Annotated in this window: 14 protein-coding genes; 4 read left to right on the forward strand and 10 right to left on the reverse strand. The window is 63.1% G+C overall.

Features of this window, described 5'->3' with window-relative positions; translation table 11 throughout:
• Positions 1 to 27: 27 nt before the first annotated feature.
• Both C7I85_RS18295 and C7I85_RS18300 read left to right on the forward strand, forming a co-directional pair.
• Positions 28 to 1,986 carry an FAD-dependent oxidoreductase gene (locus C7I85_RS18295; RefSeq protein ID WP_106725448.1) on the forward strand — a complete coding sequence of 653 codons (1,959 nt, stop codon included), beginning with the start codon at positions 28 to 30 and terminating at the stop codon, positions 1,984 to 1,986.
• 32 nt (positions 1,987 to 2,018) lie between these two features.
• Positions 2,019 to 2,255 (forward strand): hypothetical protein, encoded by a 237-nt coding sequence (locus C7I85_RS18300; RefSeq protein WP_146148897.1) that lies wholly within the window; start codon positions 2,019 to 2,021, stop codon positions 2,253 to 2,255.
• Between the two features lie 57 nt (positions 2,256 to 2,312).
• Here the strand turns inward: C7I85_RS18300 and C7I85_RS18305 are convergent, their stop codons facing one another.
• The 6 genes from C7I85_RS18305 to C7I85_RS18330 all read right to left on the reverse strand — a co-directional run bounded on the left by C7I85_RS18305 (position 2,313) and on the right by C7I85_RS18330 (position 11,063).
• Positions 2,313 to 4,115, reverse strand: a complete 1,803-nt coding sequence (locus C7I85_RS18305) for an aminopeptidase P family protein (protein WP_181257221.1) — start codon at positions 4,113 to 4,115, stop codon at positions 2,313 to 2,315.
• 16 nt (positions 4,116 to 4,131) lie between these two features.
• Complete coding sequence (locus C7I85_RS18310) at positions 4,132 to 5,439, reverse strand: alpha/beta fold hydrolase (RefSeq protein WP_106725450.1); 1,308 nt, start codon at positions 5,437 to 5,439, stop codon at positions 4,132 to 4,134.
• Positions 5,440 to 5,448: 9 nt separating this feature from the next.
• Complete coding sequence (locus C7I85_RS18315; RefSeq protein ID WP_106725451.1) at positions 5,449 to 6,402, reverse strand: ABC transporter permease; 954 nt, start codon at positions 6,400 to 6,402, stop codon at positions 5,449 to 5,451.
• On the reverse strand, positions 6,399 to 7,367 hold the full coding sequence (locus C7I85_RS18320; RefSeq protein WP_106725452.1) for an ABC transporter permease: 969 nt from the start codon (positions 7,365 to 7,367) through the stop codon (positions 6,399 to 6,401). Before C7I85_RS18320 ends, C7I85_RS18315 begins: the two co-directional genes overlap by 4 nt.
• Positions 7,364 to 9,211 (reverse strand): ABC transporter ATP-binding protein, encoded by a 1,848-nt coding sequence (locus C7I85_RS18325; RefSeq protein WP_106725453.1) that lies wholly within the window; start codon positions 9,209 to 9,211, stop codon positions 7,364 to 7,366. The genes C7I85_RS18320 and C7I85_RS18325 overlap by 4 nt, the downstream gene beginning before the upstream one ends.
• A 109-nt stretch (positions 9,212 to 9,320) precedes the next feature.
• A complete protein-coding gene (locus C7I85_RS18330) occupies positions 9,321 to 11,063 on the reverse strand; it encodes an ABC transporter substrate-binding protein (protein ID WP_245444991.1) in 1,743 nt (580 codons plus the stop codon).
• Between the two features lie 258 nt (positions 11,064 to 11,321).
• Between C7I85_RS18330 and C7I85_RS18335 the strand changes: the two genes are divergently transcribed.
• Positions 11,322 to 11,882, forward strand: coding sequence for a helix-turn-helix domain-containing protein (locus C7I85_RS18335; protein ID WP_106725454.1), 561 nt, complete (start codon positions 11,322 to 11,324; stop codon positions 11,880 to 11,882).
• Between the two features lie 23 nt (positions 11,883 to 11,905).
• Here C7I85_RS18335 and C7I85_RS18340 read toward each other — a convergent pair whose 3' ends face one another.
• The 3 genes from C7I85_RS18340 to C7I85_RS18350 are packed head-to-tail and all read right to left on the reverse strand — an operon-like array spanning position 11,906 to position 15,687.
• Positions 11,906 to 13,654 (reverse strand): ABC transporter permease, encoded by a 1,749-nt coding sequence (locus tag C7I85_RS18340; protein ID WP_428832874.1) that lies wholly within the window; start codon positions 13,652 to 13,654, stop codon positions 11,906 to 11,908.
• Positions 13,655 to 13,663: 9 nt separating this feature from the next.
• A complete protein-coding gene (locus tag C7I85_RS18345; protein ID WP_106725455.1) occupies positions 13,664 to 14,617 on the reverse strand; it encodes an ABC transporter substrate-binding protein in 954 nt (317 codons plus the stop codon).
• Between the two features lie 20 nt (positions 14,618 to 14,637).
• Complete coding sequence (locus C7I85_RS18350; protein ID WP_342587310.1) at positions 14,638 to 15,687, reverse strand: ABC transporter ATP-binding protein; 1,050 nt, start codon at positions 15,685 to 15,687, stop codon at positions 14,638 to 14,640.
• A gap of 319 nt (positions 15,688 to 16,006) precedes the next feature.
• Between C7I85_RS18350 and C7I85_RS18355 the strand changes: the two genes are divergently transcribed.
• Positions 16,007 to 16,990: an ABC transporter ATP-binding protein gene (locus tag C7I85_RS18355; RefSeq protein ID WP_245444992.1), complete on the forward strand. Its 984-nt coding sequence runs from the start codon at positions 16,007 to 16,009 to the stop codon at positions 16,988 to 16,990.
• A gap of 41 nt (positions 16,991 to 17,031) precedes the next feature.
• Here C7I85_RS18355 and C7I85_RS18360 read toward each other — a convergent pair whose 3' ends face one another.
• Positions 17,032 to 18,714, reverse strand: a complete 1,683-nt coding sequence (locus C7I85_RS18360; protein WP_106725553.1) for an ABC transporter permease — start codon at positions 18,712 to 18,714, stop codon at positions 17,032 to 17,034.
• Positions 18,715 to 18,768: the final 54 nt, after the last annotated feature.

Raw genomic sequence — 18,768 nt, forward strand, 5'->3', positions numbered from 1 at the left:
CAGACCAACAGGCGCTTGCTGACATCCATGACGACCACCGCGTTCCCAAACCTGTTCCAGCCACTGCAGATCCGTGGCGTACGGCTGAAGAACCGTATCATGTCCACCGGACATGATACGACGCTGCCGACCGATGGCTTGGTCAACGAGACGCTGATCGCCTATCACGAGGCGCGGGCGCGCGGTGGCGTCGGCCTCATCGTCAGCCAGGTGGCGGGTGTCCACGAGACGGCGCGCTACACCTCGCACATGCTGATGGCCACGGATGACGATTGCATAGAAGGCTATCGCAAACTGGCCGACACCTGCCATGCACATGGCTGCGTGGTGTTCTCGCAGCTCTTCCACCCGGGCCGGGAGATCATGGAAGGCGGCGACGGTTTGCTGACGGTAGCCTATGCGCCTTCCGTGTCCCCGAACGAGCGCTTTCGCGTCATGCCGCGCCAGCTCGACAAGCGGATGATCGACGAGATCGTCGCCGGCTATGGCGAGGCGGCGCGGCGTATGCACCAGGCTGGACTGGATGGCGTGGAGTTCGTGGCAAGCCACGGCTATCTGCCGGCCCAGTTCTTCAATCCGCGCGTCAATCGCCGGACCGACGACTATGGCGGCTCGCTGGAAAACCGGCTGCGTTTTGCGGTCGAAGCGCTGGCGGCGATGCGGGCGGCGACGTCGGAAGATTTCGTGATCGGCATGCGCATCAGCGGCAGTGAGCGCGACGAACATGGCTTGACCCTGGATGAGGCGCTGGAGAGCTGCCGTCAGCTCGAGCCGCTCCTCGACTATGTGAACATCACGGCCGGAACGTCGGCATCGAACGGCGGCGCGGTGCACATCGTGCCGCCCATGGCCTATCGCAACGCCTATCTGTCGAGCGATGCAGCCCTGTTCCGCAGCGCGCTAAATGTTCCGGTCTTCGTCGCCGGACGCATCAATCAGCCGCATGAAGCCGAGACTGTGTTGGCGGAGGGGGCAGCCGATGTCTGCGGCATGACGCGGGCTCTGATATGCGATCCTGAGATGCCTGCCAAGGCAGAGGAGGGGCGGACTGACGACATCCGCGCTTGCATCGCCTGTAATCAGGCCTGCATCGGGCATTTCCATCGTGGCGTCCCGATCTCCTGCATCCAGCATCCGGAGACGGGCCGCGAGCTGAAGTTCGGCACGCTGACACTTGCCGCGCGGCCCAAGAATGTGATGGTGGTCGGCGGCGGGCCGGCCGGCATGAAGGCTGCCGCTATCGCCGCAGCCAGAGGCCATCAGGTCACGCTCTACGAAGCGTCCACTCAGCTCGGCGGCCAGGCGCAGCTGGCGCAGCAACTGCCGCGCCGCGCCGAATTTGGCGGGATCATCACGAATCTGTCGCGCGAACTCGAACTGGCGCAGGTCCGCGTGGTGAAGGGCGTGCGCGTCGACCAGGCGCTCGTCGAGGCCGAGAAACCGGATGCCGTGGTTCTCGCGACCGGCGCCAAGCCGTATCTTCCGGAAATAACCGACGACCGCAGCGTCCAGATCGTCGATGCCTGGCAGCTACTGAGAAAGCAGGTGAAGACCGGCAGTCGCGTGGTCGTTGCCGACTGGCGTTGCGACTGGATCGGACCCGGCATTGCCGAGATGCTCGTCAACGACGGCTGCAGCGTCGAACTCGCGGTGAACGGAACGCACCCCGGCGAACTGCTCCCGCTTTACGTCCGCGACAACATCGCCGCGGAACTGCACAAGAGTGGGATCGGCATCACGCCTTATGCGCGCCTTTATGGCTGCGACGGCGGCACGGTCTACATGCAGCACTCGGTCAGCGAACAGCCGATCCTCTTCGAGAACGTCGATACGCTGGTGCTCTGCCTCGGTCACGAGCCGGTGGACGAACTGAGCGCCATTCTGATGGACCAGGTGCCGGAGGTTCACATCATCGGGGACAGCTTGGCCCCGCGGACCGCAGAGGAGGCGGTTTACGAAGGATTGAAAGTCGGGGCGGCGCTGTAGCCGGGTCAGAGGGCCTTTGCCATCGATGGCCGATGCCTGCCACTGCCGCACCGGTGGCGCGGACGCGTATGGACGCAACCGTGCGCATCTTGGCTTTCGCCTTCACAGTCTTGATTCTCGCCTATATCGCGATCCCGGTTCTGGTTACGCCTGCAATGTCGTTCAGCGACGCCGCTGCGGTGCGTTTTCCGATCAAGGCCTGCTCAGCCGTGTTCGTCAGCCTCTCGCTGATCATGGCGTGGTACATCAGGCAATTGCGCAAGACGTGAAATCACCCGGCCCGGCTAGCCCCGCATCAGGGGCTTCGCCGATTTTGCCCGCATCGATCACACAACGCGCTCGGCAACCGGACGCGTATGGGCTAGCAGGTATGGGCGCGTCTCTGGCTGGACGTGGTCCATGAGAACCGCGCAAACCTCGGCATGGTAGGCGTCGAGGAACGTGATCTCGTCCGGGCTCAGTTCTTCGAGCCTCGCCATTTCGAGATCGATCGGCGCCAGCGTCAGGCTGGAAAAGCGGCAGAAGCCGGGCCCGTGTGCCACCACTTCCACCTGGTTCTCGATGCGGATGCCGTATCCTCCGGCCTCATAGTAGCCAGGCTCGATGGTCATGACGTTGCCCGGCTCAAGTCCGTGGAGGTTCGGCTTCTTGCCGAAGCGATGCGGGTATTCGTGGATCAGCAGATTGTGGCCAACGCTGTGCCCCGTACCGTGGTCGTAGTCGAGCCCGATGTCCCACAGGGCGCGTCGTGCGAAGGCATCAAGCTGGTGCCCTTGCGTGCCGGTAGGGAAGCGAGCCATCGACAAGGACAAAAAGCCCTTGAGCACGGCGGTATAGGCGTCGCGCATTTCGGCATTGGCGGTCCCAAACATCACTGTGCGCGTCGCGTCCGTCGTACCGTTCGCGTATTGCCCGCCGGAATCGATGAGATAGGGGCTTTCCGCGCCGATCGCCGTATTGGTCTCGGGTCGCGCATTGTAATGGCACATGGCGGCATTGGCGCCGGTCGCCGAAATCGCGCGGAAACTAGGCTCCAGAAAGCCCGGCCGCTCGGTGCGGAAAGCAATGAGCATCTCCTCTGCCTCCAGTTCCGTCAGGGGCAGGTTTCGCGCACGCCGCACACGCCACTCGCTGTCAAGCCACGCGAGGAAATTGGTCAGCGCGATTCCGTCCTCGACATGGCAGGCACGATATCCGGCCAGCTCGGCGGCATTCTTAGCCGCTTTGGCAAGCGTGATTGGGCTGGTTCGTGCTGCGAGCCTGCCGCCCGACACGTCGATACCGTTGCGCACTGCAAAGGGGGTGAAGTCGGGATCGATCTGGACAGTGCGGCTCGTCGAAGCCTGAGCCACACGGTCCAGAAAATGCTCCGGCTCAGCCAGCTCGACATCGGCAAGCTCGAAGTCGGCGAGATCGTTGCCCAGCTTGCGCCGGTCCACGAACCATTCAACCCGCCCATCGGGGTCGAGCATCAGGAAGGAGTGCGGGACCGGGTTCATTGCCACATCCGAGCCGCGCACATTGAGCAGCCAGGCAATATTGTCCGGCAGCGTTTCCACCAGCATATCCGCGCCTGCGGTGCGCAATTTCTCGGAGATACGAGCCCGCTTGCTCGCCGAGGTTTCGCCGGCTACGGAAACCGGCATGGCACGGATCCTGCCGACTGGCTTTTCGGGGCGATCGGTCCAGACGGCATCGAACGGGTCGTCGGTGATGGCAATGAGTTCACCGCCGCCAGCCGCACAACCTAGCGCAAGCGCGTCGTAGATACCGCCCGCCACCCGCATGGCATCGATGCCGATGCGCCAGCCCGACCCTGCATTGCCCCTCAGCCAGAGATCCAGCGGGTCGTCGTGAAGATGATGCACGGCGAACTGTGCGAGATCGACCTCCTGCCGGACCTGCACCTGATATCGACCGTCCACGAAGATCAGCGCCCTCTCGCGCAGGACCAGAGCCATGCCGGCCGAGCCGGTAAAGCCGCTGATATATTCCAGGCAATTGTCATGCGGGGCTGTAACTTCGCTCTGATGCGCATCCGTGCGCGGAACGATTAGCCCGTCCAGCCCTTGTTCATCCAGCCAACTGCGCAGCCGCGCGAGATTGCCGGCGCAATCATTTCTCGTCAATTCATGCCCCCGGTGTCTAGCGGTCGGCGGCCAGCGTGCCGCCCTTCTCCATCACCATGGCGGCAAGACGCTCGAAGACGGCGCCCGACTGGCGGATGCCGTCATGCTCGAATTCGTTGGTGATCCAGAAATCGAGATTGCCGATAGCGCGCGCCGTCTGAAGCGACAGTTCGGCATCCACATACATGTCGTCATGATAGATCGCCGCCGCGACCGGGATTTCGTTCGCAGCGAGACGATCGGCCTGGTAGAGGCGGCTATAGCTCGGGCGTTGGGCGAGGGCTTCGGCAGCGGCCTTGAAGGGTCGCAGCGACGAGATTTCGTCGAACATCCACGGATAGATCATCTCGCCCGTGAACAGCAGCGGTCGCGCATCGGATGCGAATTCGGGGAACTGCCCACGCAGCCGCTCGGCAGACCATGCGGTCGCCCCCTCGCCTTCGCCATAGATGGCTTCGTGAATGGCCGCGAATAGCGGATTGCTGTGGTACGAGGTGAGGGCCATGACGCTCGACAGGAAATGATCCGACAGGCGGTCTTGGCCCGATCCGGCGAACGCCTCGTCGATCAGCCAGTGGATATTCTCGAAGCCGGGCGCCATGCCGAGATCGAGGCCGACGGACTGCAGGCGTCGGACCGTCAGGCGGTCGCCGTCAGGTAGGCGCACGTCGTTCGAGGCGATGAAATCGGCCAGGGCGCCGACCCGTGCGACATCGTCCGGATAGCGCTTGTAGTAGCCGGCATTCTTTGCCCGCACGCGCGGATAGGTGCGGCGATAGACTTCGTCCGCCAAAGGAGCCAGACTTGGAATGCCGCCCGCGACGTAGCAAGCCGACAGACCCTCCGGCGAGCGGCTCAGATAGGTCAGCGTCAGGAAGCCGCCATAGCTCTGGCCCAGCGTCTGCCAGCGCACACCCGCGAAGGCTGTTTTGCGCAGATGCTCCAGGTCGGCGACGATCGAATCCGCCCGGAAGCAGGCCAGATAGTCCGCCCCCGCCTCGGCGTTCGCAAAGCCGGCCATGGTTGCTGCATCGACCGGCGTCGAGCGGCCGGTGCCGCGCTGGTCCGGCAATATCACGCGGTGGGTCTTCAGCGCGGCCTGCAGCCAAGCTGGTCCGCCACGTGTTGGCCGGGGAGACTTGCCGCCCGGCCCGCCCTGCAGGAAGCACAACAACGGCAGGTCTTCGTCCTTGCGCGCGGGATCGACTACCTCGCGGGCGAATATCTCTATGGTGGGGCCAGACGGGTTTGCCCAATCGAGCGGGACGGCCAGCACGTGGTCGCGCATGTGCATTCCGGGGATCGTATATTGCGAGATGATCATGGGTTTCCTTCAGCGAACGCGCGGATCGAGCAGCACATAGAAAAGATCGACGATGATATTGGCGGCGACAATGAACAGGCCACCCAGCAACACGACGCCGATGATGATCGGGCGGTCCTGATTGGTCACCGCCTGAACGGCCAGCGCACCGACACCCTGCAGGCCGTAGACCTGCTCGATGACGATCACACCGCCGAGCATGAGCGCTATATCGGCGCCAAGTTGCGTGACAAGTGGTGTCAACGCCGCGCGCATCCCATGCTTCCATACGACGCGCTGTTCGCTCAAGCCCTTGGCGCGTGCCGTGCGGATGTAGTCTTCGCCCATCACGTCGAGCATCTGGCCGCGCGTCAGCCGCGCATAGACTGCCGCCATGGTGAGCGCCAGCGTGCTCCAGGGCAAGAGGAGATGCCAAGCCCACAGCGCCGGGTTGCTGGTCAGAGCCTTGTATCCACCCGGTGGAAACAAGGTCAGGCCGGCCTGTTTGGGCAGGAAATAGAGGAGATATAGCGACATCATGCCAAGCACGAAGGTCGGGAAACTCAGGCCGGTCAGGATAAATGCCTGTCCTATGCGGTCGCGGAAACTGCCTGGATGCCGCGCCGACATGATGCCGATCGGCACGCCGATCGCCAGCCACAGAAGCGCCGCTCCCGCAACCAGCGAGAGCGTCGCGGGAATGCGGCGGGCGATGATCTGCGCCACCGGCTGCTGATTGCGATAGGAAAAGCCGAGATCGCCCGTGAGGGCACGGCTGAGGAACGTGCCGTATTGAGCAATGACGGGACGGTCCACGCCCAGATTCTTGCGGACCATCGCAAGTTGGGCCTCCGTCGCCTTGTCACCCGCAATCATGCGTGCGGGATCGCCCGGCGCGACGAAGAACAGGAAGAACACGAAAGCCGACAGCACCAACAGAACGCCAGCGCCGAATGCGATGCGGCGGGCAAGGAAGCGGATCATGATTTTGACGCTCCCTTGGGCTTGCGCTTGAGGTGGCGCGCGGTGCGTGCGCTCTTCGGATCGAGGGCGTCACGCAGCCCGTCACCCAGGATATTGAAGGCGAGCGTGGTCAGGAGCAGGGCGGTGCCCGGTACGAACACCATCCACCAGGCGACGAGATAGAGGGAGTTGGAGGAGGCATCGGCCAGCATGCCGCCCCAACTAGGCGTCGGCGGCACGATGCCCATGCCGAGAAAGGACAGGGTCGCCTCGAAGACAATGGAGTTCGGGATCTGCATGGTCGTGTAGACGATAATCGGCACCGTCAGGTTGGGCAGGATGTCGACCACCATGATCGACAGCGGCCCAGCGCCCAGCGAGCGGCTGGCATGGACGAAGTCCTGCCGGCTGAGCGAGATCACCTGGCCGCGAATGACGCGCGCCATCGGTGCCCAACTGAAGAAGACGATCACCGCCACGCTCAGCATGAGGCTCGGACCGAACGCCGACACCAGCGCCAGAGCACACAAGAGGAAGGGTACGCTCATGACAAGGTCCGTCAGGCGGCTGAGGGCCATGTCGACCATGCCGCCAAAATAGCCGGCCGTGACGCCTACAACGACGGCGATCATCGAGGCCAGGATGGAGGCAAATACACCCACGAGCAGCGATACCCGCGCGCCATAGGCGAGGCGTACCAGGACGTCACGGCCGAGTTGGTCTGTCCCTAGCCAGAAATCAGCGCCCGGGCCGACCGGGATGCCACTGGGCGACAGGCCGGTGTCCCGGAATTGCTCTATAGGCGAATGGCCGGTGATGGCCGCGATCCAGGGGGCGATGATCGCAAGCAGGATGATGCAGAGGATTACACCAAGCGCGATCATGCTCGCATGATCGCGCCGGAGCCGGCGGAGTGTCAGTTCCAGCGAGCCGCGCTGGACAACCTCGGTACCTTGGGAAAAGTCGTTTTCCGCAATGTCGCTCATGACGCCACCTGCCGTGTTTCTGCCAGAACCCGGTCCTTTCCGCCGGTCGGCGCAGGCGGGGCTTTGGAAGCAGCCAGCAGCGTGCGCGTATAAGGGTGCTGCGGGTCGGCGAACAGGCGCTCGGCGGTCGCAAGCTCGACGATCTTGCCGCCCTGCATCACGGCGATGCGGTCGCAGATATGACGGACCACGGAAAGATCATGCGAGATGAAGAGGTAGGTCAGCCCAAGTTCGCGCTGCAGGCGTCGCAGCAGGTTGAGCACCTGCGCCTGGATCGACACGTCGAGCGCCGAGACCGGCTCGTCGCAGATGATGAGCGCCGGATTGAGAGCCAGCGCGCGGGCAATGCCGATGCGCTGCCGCTGTCCGCCGGAGAACTCGGACGGAAAGCGATTGTAGTGTTCGGGGTTGAGGCCGACGATCTCCATCAGATGCCGCACCTTCGCCTTGCGTTCCTCCCCAGAGGCTATCCCGTGTAAGCGGAACGGATCGCCGATGATCGAGCCGACACGGCGACGCGGATTGAGCGATCCGAACGGATCCTGGAACACGACCTGGATCTGCCGCCGCATCTCCCGCCATTGCGAGGCGTCGAGTGCGCCCATGTCGCGGCCCAGCACTTTGACCGTGCCAGCTGTTGCCGGCGTCAGCCCGGCGATTACGCGCGCAAGCGTAGACTTGCCGCAGCCGCTCTCTCCCACCAACCCAACGGTCTCGCCCTTACCAATGGTAAGGTCGACACCCTTGAGCACATCGAGCGTGCGCTTCTGCCCAAAGAAGCTGCCGACCTGATAGGTCAGGTGCACGTTCTCGACCGTTGCTACCGGCTCGATTTGGCCCGCGTGATGAGTAGCTTTCGCTCGGGGTGGGACTGGCGCCGTTGTGCCGGCGCCTTTCTCCAGCCAGCACAGGGATTCGACGCCATCGCTATAGACGCGCAGCGGCGGGGGCTGGGTGGCGCAATGTGGAAGTGCCTCGGTGCAACGCGGCGCAAACACGCATCCCACCGGCGTCGCTAGCAGGCTGGGTGGACGTCCCTTGATCGGCGCAAGCTCCGAGCCGGGCTTGTAGCTTGCCGGTGTCGAGCGCAGCAGGCCGGCCGTGTAGGGATGGGCCGGAGCGCGAAACACATTCGCCGCTTTTCCGCATTCCAGCCTATGCCCCGCATACAGGACCATCACGTCGTCGGCGACGCTCGACAACAGGCCCAGATCGTGAGTGATGAGGATAACGGTGGTTCCGAAGTCGCGGCGCATGTCGTCGAGCAAGGCCACGATCTGAGCCTGCACTGTCACGTCCAGCGCCGTGGTCGGCTCGTCCGCGATGATGAGCGCAGGCTTCAAGATGAGCGCCATGGCAATCATCACGCGCTGGCGCATGCCACCGGAGAACTGATGCGGATAGTCGTCGTATCGGTCGGCCGGGGAGGGAATGCCGACCCTGCCCAGCATGTCGATCACTCTGGCCCGAGCTTCTTCGGGGGAGATCCTTTCATGCGCGTGAAGCACCTCGGCTATCTGGGAGCCTATCGTGTAATACGGATGCAGGCTGGACAGCGGGTCCTGAAAAATCATGCCGATGCGGCCGCCGCGCAGCTTGCGCATTTCGGACGCAGGCAGGCCGATCAGGTTGCGACCTTCGAACCGGACCTCGCCGCGGATGTCGGCATTGGGCAACAGGCCCATCATCGCCTGGGTCATGACGCTCTTGCCCGATCCGGATTCGCCGGCAATGCCGAACAGCGAACCCGGCCGGATCGAGAACGACACGTTGCGGACGGCGTGGACGACGCCGTCCTCGGTCGGGATATCGACCGTGAGATTCCTGGCTTCCAGGACTACCAAGACAAACCTCGCTGTCCGCAACTCGTTGTGATTCAGGCGTCGCGAAATACCGCGATGCGCAAATGGCTAGGGCGCCGCGAAATCGCGGCGCCCTGGTCGCTCAACCGTCTCAGCGCTCGAGCCAGATGTTGGTCCAGTCTCCCTCGACGCCAAGCGCGTAAGGCAGGTAGTTCTTCACTGCCTCGCCACGATAGCGCGGGTTCTTGTTGGCAATCAGCGGAACCACCGGAGCATCCGCCATCACCATTTCGTCGACTTGCGCCCATAACTTTCCGGTTTCCTCGGGCGTGGTGGCATTGATCGCCTGGGCGGCAATCTCGTTCGCCTTCGGATTGTTGTAATCGGTGTAGTTGTAGGTCTGATGGGCGCCGTCGAAGGTGAACTGCGGCTGGAACACCGAGCGTGCGGCGCCGCCAACCCAGTCCGGCGTCCAGCCCACCGGCGCGATATCCCAGGTGCCTTCCTTGGTAGTGACCGGGTTCGTCATGAACTTGGAATAGTAGTCGGCTGCCGTCACAGGGGTGAGTTCCAGCTTGATGCCGGCGCGCGCCATGCTTGCCTGGATGGTGGCGGCAGTTGCGACTTCCAGGTCCTTGTTGCGGTAGGGCATCTTCAGTGTGATGCCGTCCGGGAACCCTGCTTCGGCGAGTAGAGCTTTGGCCTTTTCAGGATCGCCCTTCGAATCCGGTGACGGGTAGAGGTCGAACTTGTGGTGGCCCAGGACGCCGATGCCGAAGATGCCGGTGGCGGGTTCCGCAACCGTCGAGCCGCCCCACTGCTGCACGATAGCGGCCTTGTCGACGGCGTATTCGAGCGCTTGCCGAACCCGCGGATCCTTCAGCGCGCCGTTATTATTGCCGGACACGGTGTTGATGAACAGGAAATTGGTGTTGCCCGCCGACATCGCGGTCAGCTTCTCGTCGCCGGCGGCGGCAAGCGTCGCAAGGATCGCTGTAGGGACATTGATGTCATATGCGAGATCGGCGTCGCTCGACTGGAGCTGCTGCATGATGGCATCCGCCTGGAGGCCCATGGTGATCTCGATTTCGTCCACATAGGCCTTGCGCAGCGGATCGCTCTCCGCCTTCCAGGCAGGATTGCGCACCAGCTTGAGGCTGGTATCCGGCGTATAGTCGCCGATCGTATAGGGACCGCTGCCGATGTAGTGGTTGCGGTATTCCGGGCTATCCGGAACATAGTCGAGCACCTCTATCGGCGCCGGCGCAGGCATGGGCAGCGACAGCATATAGATGAAATCGCCGGCCCGCTCCTTGAGCTTGATGACCACGGTCTGGTCGTCCGGGGTCTCTATACCGGTCACGTCGTTTTCTTCGACGTATTTCTTCATCGCCTCAGCGGTCGGCTCGACCTTCGCAAAACCGTCGCAGAATTCGGCAAGGCCAGAGATGAGGGCGGTGAAGTAGGTGAGGGTCGAAGCCTGCATGTGCGGGTTGCACAGCCGCTTGAAGCCACGCTCGACGTCTGCAGAGGTAATCTGGCGTGCGCCGGACGGCGCATCCCACATCGCGCCCTGGCGCAGCTTGAACGTATAGGTCAGGCCGTCGTCGGTGGGCTGGGGTACTTCAGTCGCCAGATCGCCGACAGGCTTGATCGCGACGTCCGGATCGTTCGAAGCCTCATAGCTGATCAGTTGCCGGGAAATGGCACGCATCAGATTGTTCGTCGGAACCATGCCTGCGAGCGCCGGATCCATATGATCCGGTTCGCCCGTGGCTAGAATGCGCAGTGTGCCACCCGTCTGCGGCTCCTGCGCTTGGACCTCTCCGATTTGAAGGGCGCCGATCATGGCAGCCGTCGTCAGAAGAGACATTAGACCTTTGTGAATGCGCATAAGCTCCCTCCCATTGAGCACCAGCATCTAGCGCGAGATACATTGCGCAAAAATTGAACCATTGCAAAAGAAATTGAAGTGAAATAGTGAAATTTTTGCAGGCGCTGAAATGTGGCAACCCGGAGCCGCTTGCGATACACGGTTCGTGCATTGCGGCTCATCGAAGCCTTGGGCTACCGAGCCCAAGCTTGGGTTGAAAGGCGGCATAGCGCAATTGGTTTCGAAGTGTCTTCAAGGTCGAAGGCGGTGAACAAAGACATGACCGACAGCGTATCAGGCGAGTCTCTCGGCAAGAAGATCCGGAAACGGCGGCGTGCCATGGACATGACATTGCAGCAGTTGTCGGAGCGTGTAGGTCTGTCGATCAGCTTCCTGTCCCAGATCGAACGCGGGATATCGACTCCGTCCTTGGGGTCTCTCTGCAACATCGCAGAGACGCTGGGCACAAGCGTCGACGCCTTTGTGAAGGCGCCGCAACAATCCGGCGCGGTTTCGCGCCAGGGCGAGAGGCAGTCATTCAGCCTGGGCGACGCCAGGCGAACATACGAACTGCTAGGAAGAAGCTTCCCCGGAGCAAAGCTGCACCCGACCTTGGTGCGGCGTCCTCCCGGCCACGTGTCTGAGCTGATGCACAACGAGGGTGAGGATTTCGTCTATATTCTCGAAGGAAGTGTGCTGCTTGAGGTGGATGGCGAGCGTCACATCCTGAACAAGGGCGACTCGATGCATTTCCAATCGCATCTTCCCCATCGCTCCACGACGTTAGGCAACGAGACCACGCTGGAGCTCTGGGTACGAACCCAGCCGCTCTTCCCGTGACGAGCCCATAAGGGCCACGACTATCAAAGCATTGCGTCGTGGCCGCTGGCTCGGCGGAGCAGTATGAGAATGGCAAACGGAACGAGCGTGGTCAGAACGATGGTGACGAACGCCATACCCATGCCGAGCCCGACCGAACCCTGCTCGAACTGCCTCCAGATGAAGCTCGCCACCGTATGCGTTCCTACCGGCGCCACCAGAAGCGAGGCGACCAGCTCGCGCGATGCGACCGCAAAGACAAGCAGCATGGAGGCGACAAGGCTTGGTGCGATGAGCGGTAGCAGGATGCGCCTGAAGACTACCATTCTCGACGCGCCGAAGACGCGGGCCGCCGCTTCCAGGTTGTCGCCGATCTGATGGAGCGCTGCGGTGGTGTAACGCACCGGCTGCGGCAGCAGGATACAGCAATAGGCGAGCAGCAGAATAAGCGAGGTGTTGTAGGGCGAAACCGGCAGCCAGGGCTGGTTCCAGGCTAGCACCAGCCCGATGGCAACGACGATGCCCGGCAATGCATTGGGAATGATGGTTAGCGTGTCGAGCAGGAAACGACCGCGCGACTTTGTCTTGACGACGACATAGGAGGCAATCGCACCGAGCAGTCCTGCGACGATTGCCGTGGCAACGCCGAGAGAAAGCGAAAGCGTCAGTGCCTTGAGCGCGCCTGCACCGTCTTCGTAGATGCGGCTGAAATTCGCGAGCGTCAGGTTGTCGAGCACAAGCCCGCCGGAAATGGTCCGCGACAGCGCGGTCGCGAGAATGGCAAACAGCGGCGCGCCGGCGGCAAGGAAAGCAATCAGCGCGAAGAACATGAGCACCGGGACTGCAAGTGGCCCGAGTGGGCGCTTGTTGAAGGCCTGCGGCTTGCCGCCGGTCGTCTGGAAGTTGCGTGCTGATAGAACACGCCGCTGTACAAGGAAGGCACTAAAAGAGAGCAGCACCAATGTGAGCGCCATGATTGACGCGCCAGGCAGATCGATGGGCCAGTCGGAGACGCGCAACTCGATCTGGGTCACCAGCACTTCGAAGCCAGCGTGACGGCCGAGTGCTGCGGGCGTGCCGTATTCCTCGATAGCCATTGCAAAGATCAACAGCAGACTTGCGGCAAGGCCCGGGATGGATAGCGGCAGGGTTATACGCCAGAAGGCTCGCCAGGGCGAAGCGCCAAAGACGCGGCCGACATCGGAGTAGCGCCCACCGACCGCCTCCAGCGTGCGCGAGACGCCGAAATAGATCACCGGAAAGCAATTGAGCGCCATGACAAAAGCCATACCACCCAGCGAGAACAGGAAGGGCGCGAGATTGAATCCGGCGAGTTGCTGAAGGTAGCCGTTCGGCTGCAGCGTCATTATCCAGCCCAGCGTGGCGATGTAGGGCGGGATCATGAAGGGAACGAGCATCAGGGCATCCCAGACCTTTGCACCGGGCACTTTGAACAGCCCGCGAAACGCAGCCAGCGGCACGCCGATCAGCGCGGAGATGGCGGCGACTGCAACGCCCAGTCCCACCGTGTTCAGCGCCATGCGTGGCAGGAGGGGATCGGACAACGTCTTGCCGAGATTGGAGAAAGGCGCGGCGAGCGAGCCGCGCCCCAGTTCCGGAAAGATGGCCTGCAGGACGATGAAGGTGAAAGGTACTCCGACGACGAGCAGAAGCCCAATGGCCGCGATCCAGAGCGCTGCGGAATGGCCGTCGTCGCCAGAGAGCCCCTTCTTCGCAGCGGAATGCGCCTCCAATGGGCTGGCGGAAACCGAGGCCCCGTTCATCGTCTGCATGGCCAGTGCCTACTTGGCGAAGATCGCGTTGAACTTGCCCAGCGTTTCCTCGCGCTTGGAGTAAACAGCGTCGGTGTCAATCTTGAGTATGTTGAGGTCGCCGATAAGCGGGCGGTCAGCCTTGACGTCAGTGCGGGCCGGCATCAGTGCGGTTGCCGCAACCTTGGCCTGGCCTTCGTCGGAGAGAACGTAGTCGACGAACTGCTTGGCGTCGTCCTGCTGCTTCGACCAGTTGAGGATCATGACCGGGCGCGGTGCGATCACGGTGCCGGATGCCGGGAAGATCACGTCGATTGACTCGCCCTTCTTCATGCCGGCGAGCGAGATATAGTCCACCGCTCCGAACACGGCGGCCTTGGCGCCTTGTAGCACCGGATTGAGCGCCTCGGCATTCGCGCCGGCTACGACTGCGCCATTGTCCTTCAGATCCTCGAACAGCTTCCAGCCGCTCTGAGCTTCCAGCGCAGCAGTGAGCTCGAATGCCGAGCCTGATTGCGCCGGATCGGGAATATTCACCAGATCCTTGTATTCTGGCTTGGCCAGGTCGGACCATTCGGCCGGCTTCGGCGTGCCGCTCTTCGGGTTCCAGGCAATGGCAAGCGCCGAGACACCCTGCGCAACTGCGGTGTCGGTCTTGAGGAAGTCAGGCACGTTGACGGCGTTGGGGCTGGTGTAGGGCACGAGCCAGCCCCGCTTCGCGAAGTCGGTGGCTGTGTCCCACGAAGCGGAGATCAGCACGTCCACGACCGGATTGGCGGCCTCGGCCTCGATGCGGGCCATCACCTTGCCTGTGGTCGCTTGAAAGACGTTGACCTTCACGCCCGTCTTGGCGGTGAAGCCAGCCGCGAGGTCGTCGATGAGGCTGGCTGGACCGGCGGTGTAGACGGTGATGTCGGCCATGGCGGTCGAGGAAGACACAGCAAGGCCGAAAGCGGCCGCTGCGGCGAATAGGGAAATGCGCATCAAATTTGTTCCTTTCCAAATTAATTCGCCGGGAACCAGCGAAGTCCTGCGGGCTCGATCGAGAGCCCAACCCTGTCGCCGACTGTTCGGCGAAGTTCACTGACAGTCTCGACCTCCACGCGCTCTGCGCCGTCGCCAAGCGCAACGGAGAGAGCGTAGAAGTCGCCACGAAAGAGCGCGCGCACCACCTGTCCGCTCGCTTGTGCCCTATCATCCGGGCACACGCGCAGCGCTTTGCGGCCGAGCATCACGCGTGCGCGGTTTGCATCGGCTGGACCTTCCGAGCCCATGGCCAGGCGGATGCCGGTGCCGGCCAGCGCCCAGTCGCCACCCTGTCGCTCGGCCTCCACCACCGTTCCAAGCTTCAGGAATTCCGCGACCGCTGCGTTGGCGGGGGCCTCAACGAGTGATTGCGGATCGCTGAGTTGGATGATCCGACCACGCTGCATGACCGCAACCTCGTCGGCGATGGTGAAGGCCTCGCCCTGATCGTGGGTGACGTAGACGGCGCTCATGGACAGATCGGAGAGAAGCTGGGCGAGATCGACTGCCAGCGACTCGCGCAACTCGCGGTCGAGATTGGAAAGCGGCTCATCGAAAAGAACCAGCTTGGGCTCGCCGACGATGGCGCGCGCAATGGCCACACGCTGCTGTTGGCCGCCGGAAAGATCGCCGGGGATGCGCGCGGCAAGGTCGGTCAAGCCAACGCGGTCAAGCGCCATCTTAACCCTGCGGTCGATCTCGGTGCGACCAATACCAGCCATCTCGAGCGGGAAGGCAACATTACCCGCGACGCTCATATGCGGCCAAAGCGCGTAGTCCTGGAAGACCATACCGAGCCTGCGACGCTCCGGCGGCACAAAGCTCCCGGTCGCGGCGTCGGCCATCTGCCGGCCGTCGATGGACACCGATCCCCTGGTCGGGAAGAGCAGGCCCGCCAACAAGCGCAGCAGCGTGGTCTTGCCGCAACCCGAGGGCCCCAGAAGCGCAAGTGTACGTCCTCGCGCCAGATCGAGAGTCACGCCACGCAGGATGGGCGTCTCGCCGTAGGAAAGTGCGAGATCGCGCAACTGTATAGCGGGCTTCTCTGTAGAGCTCTCAGCAGTGCTCAATGATTCCTTGCCTCATCAATTCGGGCAAGGCCTATCGGTTCTGAATGACAGTTTTGCGAAGCTTTCTGGAAAGCCTTGCGGCGGAATCGAGCCAACCGACGCGGCTTCGCCAAACTGCCACAAAAGCATGCGAAATGGCGCGCTGCATCTTGCGCTGGATTTCCGCATGCGACCTTTTCTTCCATCCAAGACGGAGCCTCTCATCACCTGCCGGCAGCTACGGGCGTGAGAGATAAGCATTCGAGAAATTTCGCGTCGCTTCGGTGCGATCCAGGCGTTGGACGGCATTTCGCTCGACTTTCCGGCTGGCTCCTTCACCGCATTGCTCGGCCCTTCCGGTTGCGGCAAGTCTACGCTGCTCCGGCTTATCGCCGGCTTCGAGGCGCCCGATGCCGGCAGCATCCGCTTCGGCAGCAAGACCGTCGCCGATCCCCTGCGGCAAGTGCCGCCGGAAAAGCGCGGGGTCGGCATGGTCTTCCAGTCCTATGCGTTGTGGCCCCACATGGATGTCGCCGGCAACGTCTCCTATCCCTTGAAAACGCGCGGCCTGGATCGGGCGAGCATCGAGGCAAGGGTAGGTGAGGTGCTCGCCATGGTCGGGCTGGAGGGATTCGGCTCACGTCGGGTGGATGAGCTGTCGGGCGGACAGCGGCAGCGTGTGGCACTTGCCCGCTGCATTGTTGCCGATTCAGGCATCATCCTGTTCGACGAGCCTCTCGCCAATCTCGATATTCATCTGCGCGCAACGATGCTGGATGCGTTCCGCCACATCCACCGTGCCACCGGCGCTACCATTGTCTATGTGACCCACGACCAAGGCGAGGCGCTGGCGCTGGCCGACCGCATTGCCGTGCTCGACCGCGGACGACTTTTGCAGGTGGGATCGCCCACCGAGATCTATCGCGCACCGGTCCATGTCAACGTGGCCGGCTTTGTCGGGCGCGGCGCGATCGTCAGCGCACAGGTTTTGGGCCACCGTGACGGCATGGCAGAGGTTGAGGTAACGGGGCTTAGGATCGCGGCGCGTACGGCCGACACCAAGTCAGGGCCGGCTCGCATCCTGCTGAGGCCTGAAGCGCTGGCGCTTTCCCATGCCGGGCTTCGGGCCGTGGTCAAGTCATCGACCTATCGCGGACCGGTGCACGAGCTGCGGCTTTCTTTGGAGACAGGCGAGGAAATCCTACTCGACGATCCGCAGGCGCGTGGGATTGGCGAGCACGTCCATGTCGCCATCTCGGACGCCTGGGTCGTCCCCGGCTGATTCATTTTTCGGAAAAAGCGTGGCGCGTCGCCGACGCGCCTTCAGCGCCACGGGAGTACGCCGGTAGGTAGTCGCGACGAGAGTCGGTCCAGCACCACCAGGATGAGAACCACCGCCAGGATAGTGATGACGGCGATTGCGGCGGCATGTGTGGCGAGCCCGGCTTCCTCCAGGCTGAAGAGCACTACCCCCAGCGTCTCGTTTCCGCCCGACCACAGCAGCGCGGAGACGGTGAGTTCGTTGAAGGCGCCCATGAAAACAAGCAGCGCGCCGGCCACCGCGGCAGGAATGGCAAGTGGGGCCGAGATGGTCCACATGCGCCTTCGTGTGCCAGCACCGCAGGCTGCCGCTGCCTCATCCAGTTCGCGTGGGATCTGCCGCACCGCCGTCGCCACAGGCTTGGCGGCGAATACGGCAAAGCGCATGAGATAGGCGATGAGGATGATCCAGGCCGTCGCGTAGAGGCTGCCGATGAGCGGCAGCGGCCGCAGGAAGAGCAGGATGCAGGCGATGGCCAGCACGATGCCGGGAACGGCATAAGGGAGTTCGAGGGCGCTCTGCAGCCAGCGCCCGCTGCGTTCGCCTACTCGCTCCATCGCAAGCGCGAACGGTATCGCACCCAGCGCCAGGAAGATCGCGGCGGCGGCCGAGAGCAGGGTGGAGTTGCGGAAGGCGCGTATCGTGGCGGCCTGCCGGGTCAGCACCTCGCCGAAGTTGGAGAAGGTTAGCGTATCAAGCGTCAGCCGCACCCCGAAGGACGGCACCAGAGCGGTCGTAAGCAAAGCGAGAGCCGGCACGACAAGCAGCAGCACGATGGCACTCCAGGCGAGCGTGGCGAGGGGCCAACGCCAGCGACCAAGCGGAAAGCGGGCCAGGATGCCGCCCGAATAGCGAGCAGAATGGCCGCTCGCGAAAGCCTGCACTGCGATGCCGAACAGCGCCAGTATCCCGATAAGAACGGAAAGGCCTGCCATCTGGGGGAGGACGTTTGGCCCAAAACTCGCCATCTGGCGGTAGATCAGCGTCGGCAGCGTCAGGTAGTTGACCTGAAGGCCGAGCAGGGCCGGAATGCCGAAATTGCCAATGCCGGAAACGAATGCGAGCGCGGCCGCGCCGATCAGATAAGGGCGCATCAGCGGCAGGACGATGGTCGCGAGAACTCGCAACGGGCCCGAGCCCGCTGCCCGGGCGGCCTCAACGAAGTCACGCGGAATACGCGCCAGTCCGACCCTCAAGGTGACAAAAAGGATAGGCGCGTGCTGGACGCCATAAAGAAGAATAATGCCCTCGCGGCCGATGATCGGATTGGGCGTTCCGGGCGGTGGGGCGATGCCCAACGCGTTCAGCAGCGCGCTCGACGGGCCAAACAGATGCAGCCATGAGAGTGCCGTCACCTGTGGGGCAATCATCATGGGGAGAAGCAGCAGGAAGCCGATGGCCCGGCGGCCGGGCAGGTCGGTCATGGTAACCGCAACGGAGATGGGCGCGCCGATGGCGATCGCCAGCACCGCGCCGAAAAAAGCGGTGTCGAGCGTGTGCCAGGTCGCCTTCAGCGCCGCCGGTGTCGTCAGCCTTTGCAAGAAGGCGGTGACGTCGAGCTCGCCGCCCGGCGCCAGCGCCGCCAGTAGCAGCCGGCCCATAGGTAGAAGGCTGAGCAGGCAAACCGCTGCAAGCACGGTCGCCCAGGCGCCAAAGGCGCCGAGCCTGAACCGGACCGGTATCATGCTGCCGAGCGCAGGACGCCCGGCGGCAGAGATTGTTGTCGAAGCTTCCAAAGG

Source organism: Pseudaminobacter soli (ex Li et al. 2025), from assembly GCF_003012705.1.
Classification (GTDB): domain Bacteria; phylum Pseudomonadota; class Alphaproteobacteria; order Rhizobiales; family Rhizobiaceae; genus Pseudaminobacter; species Pseudaminobacter soli.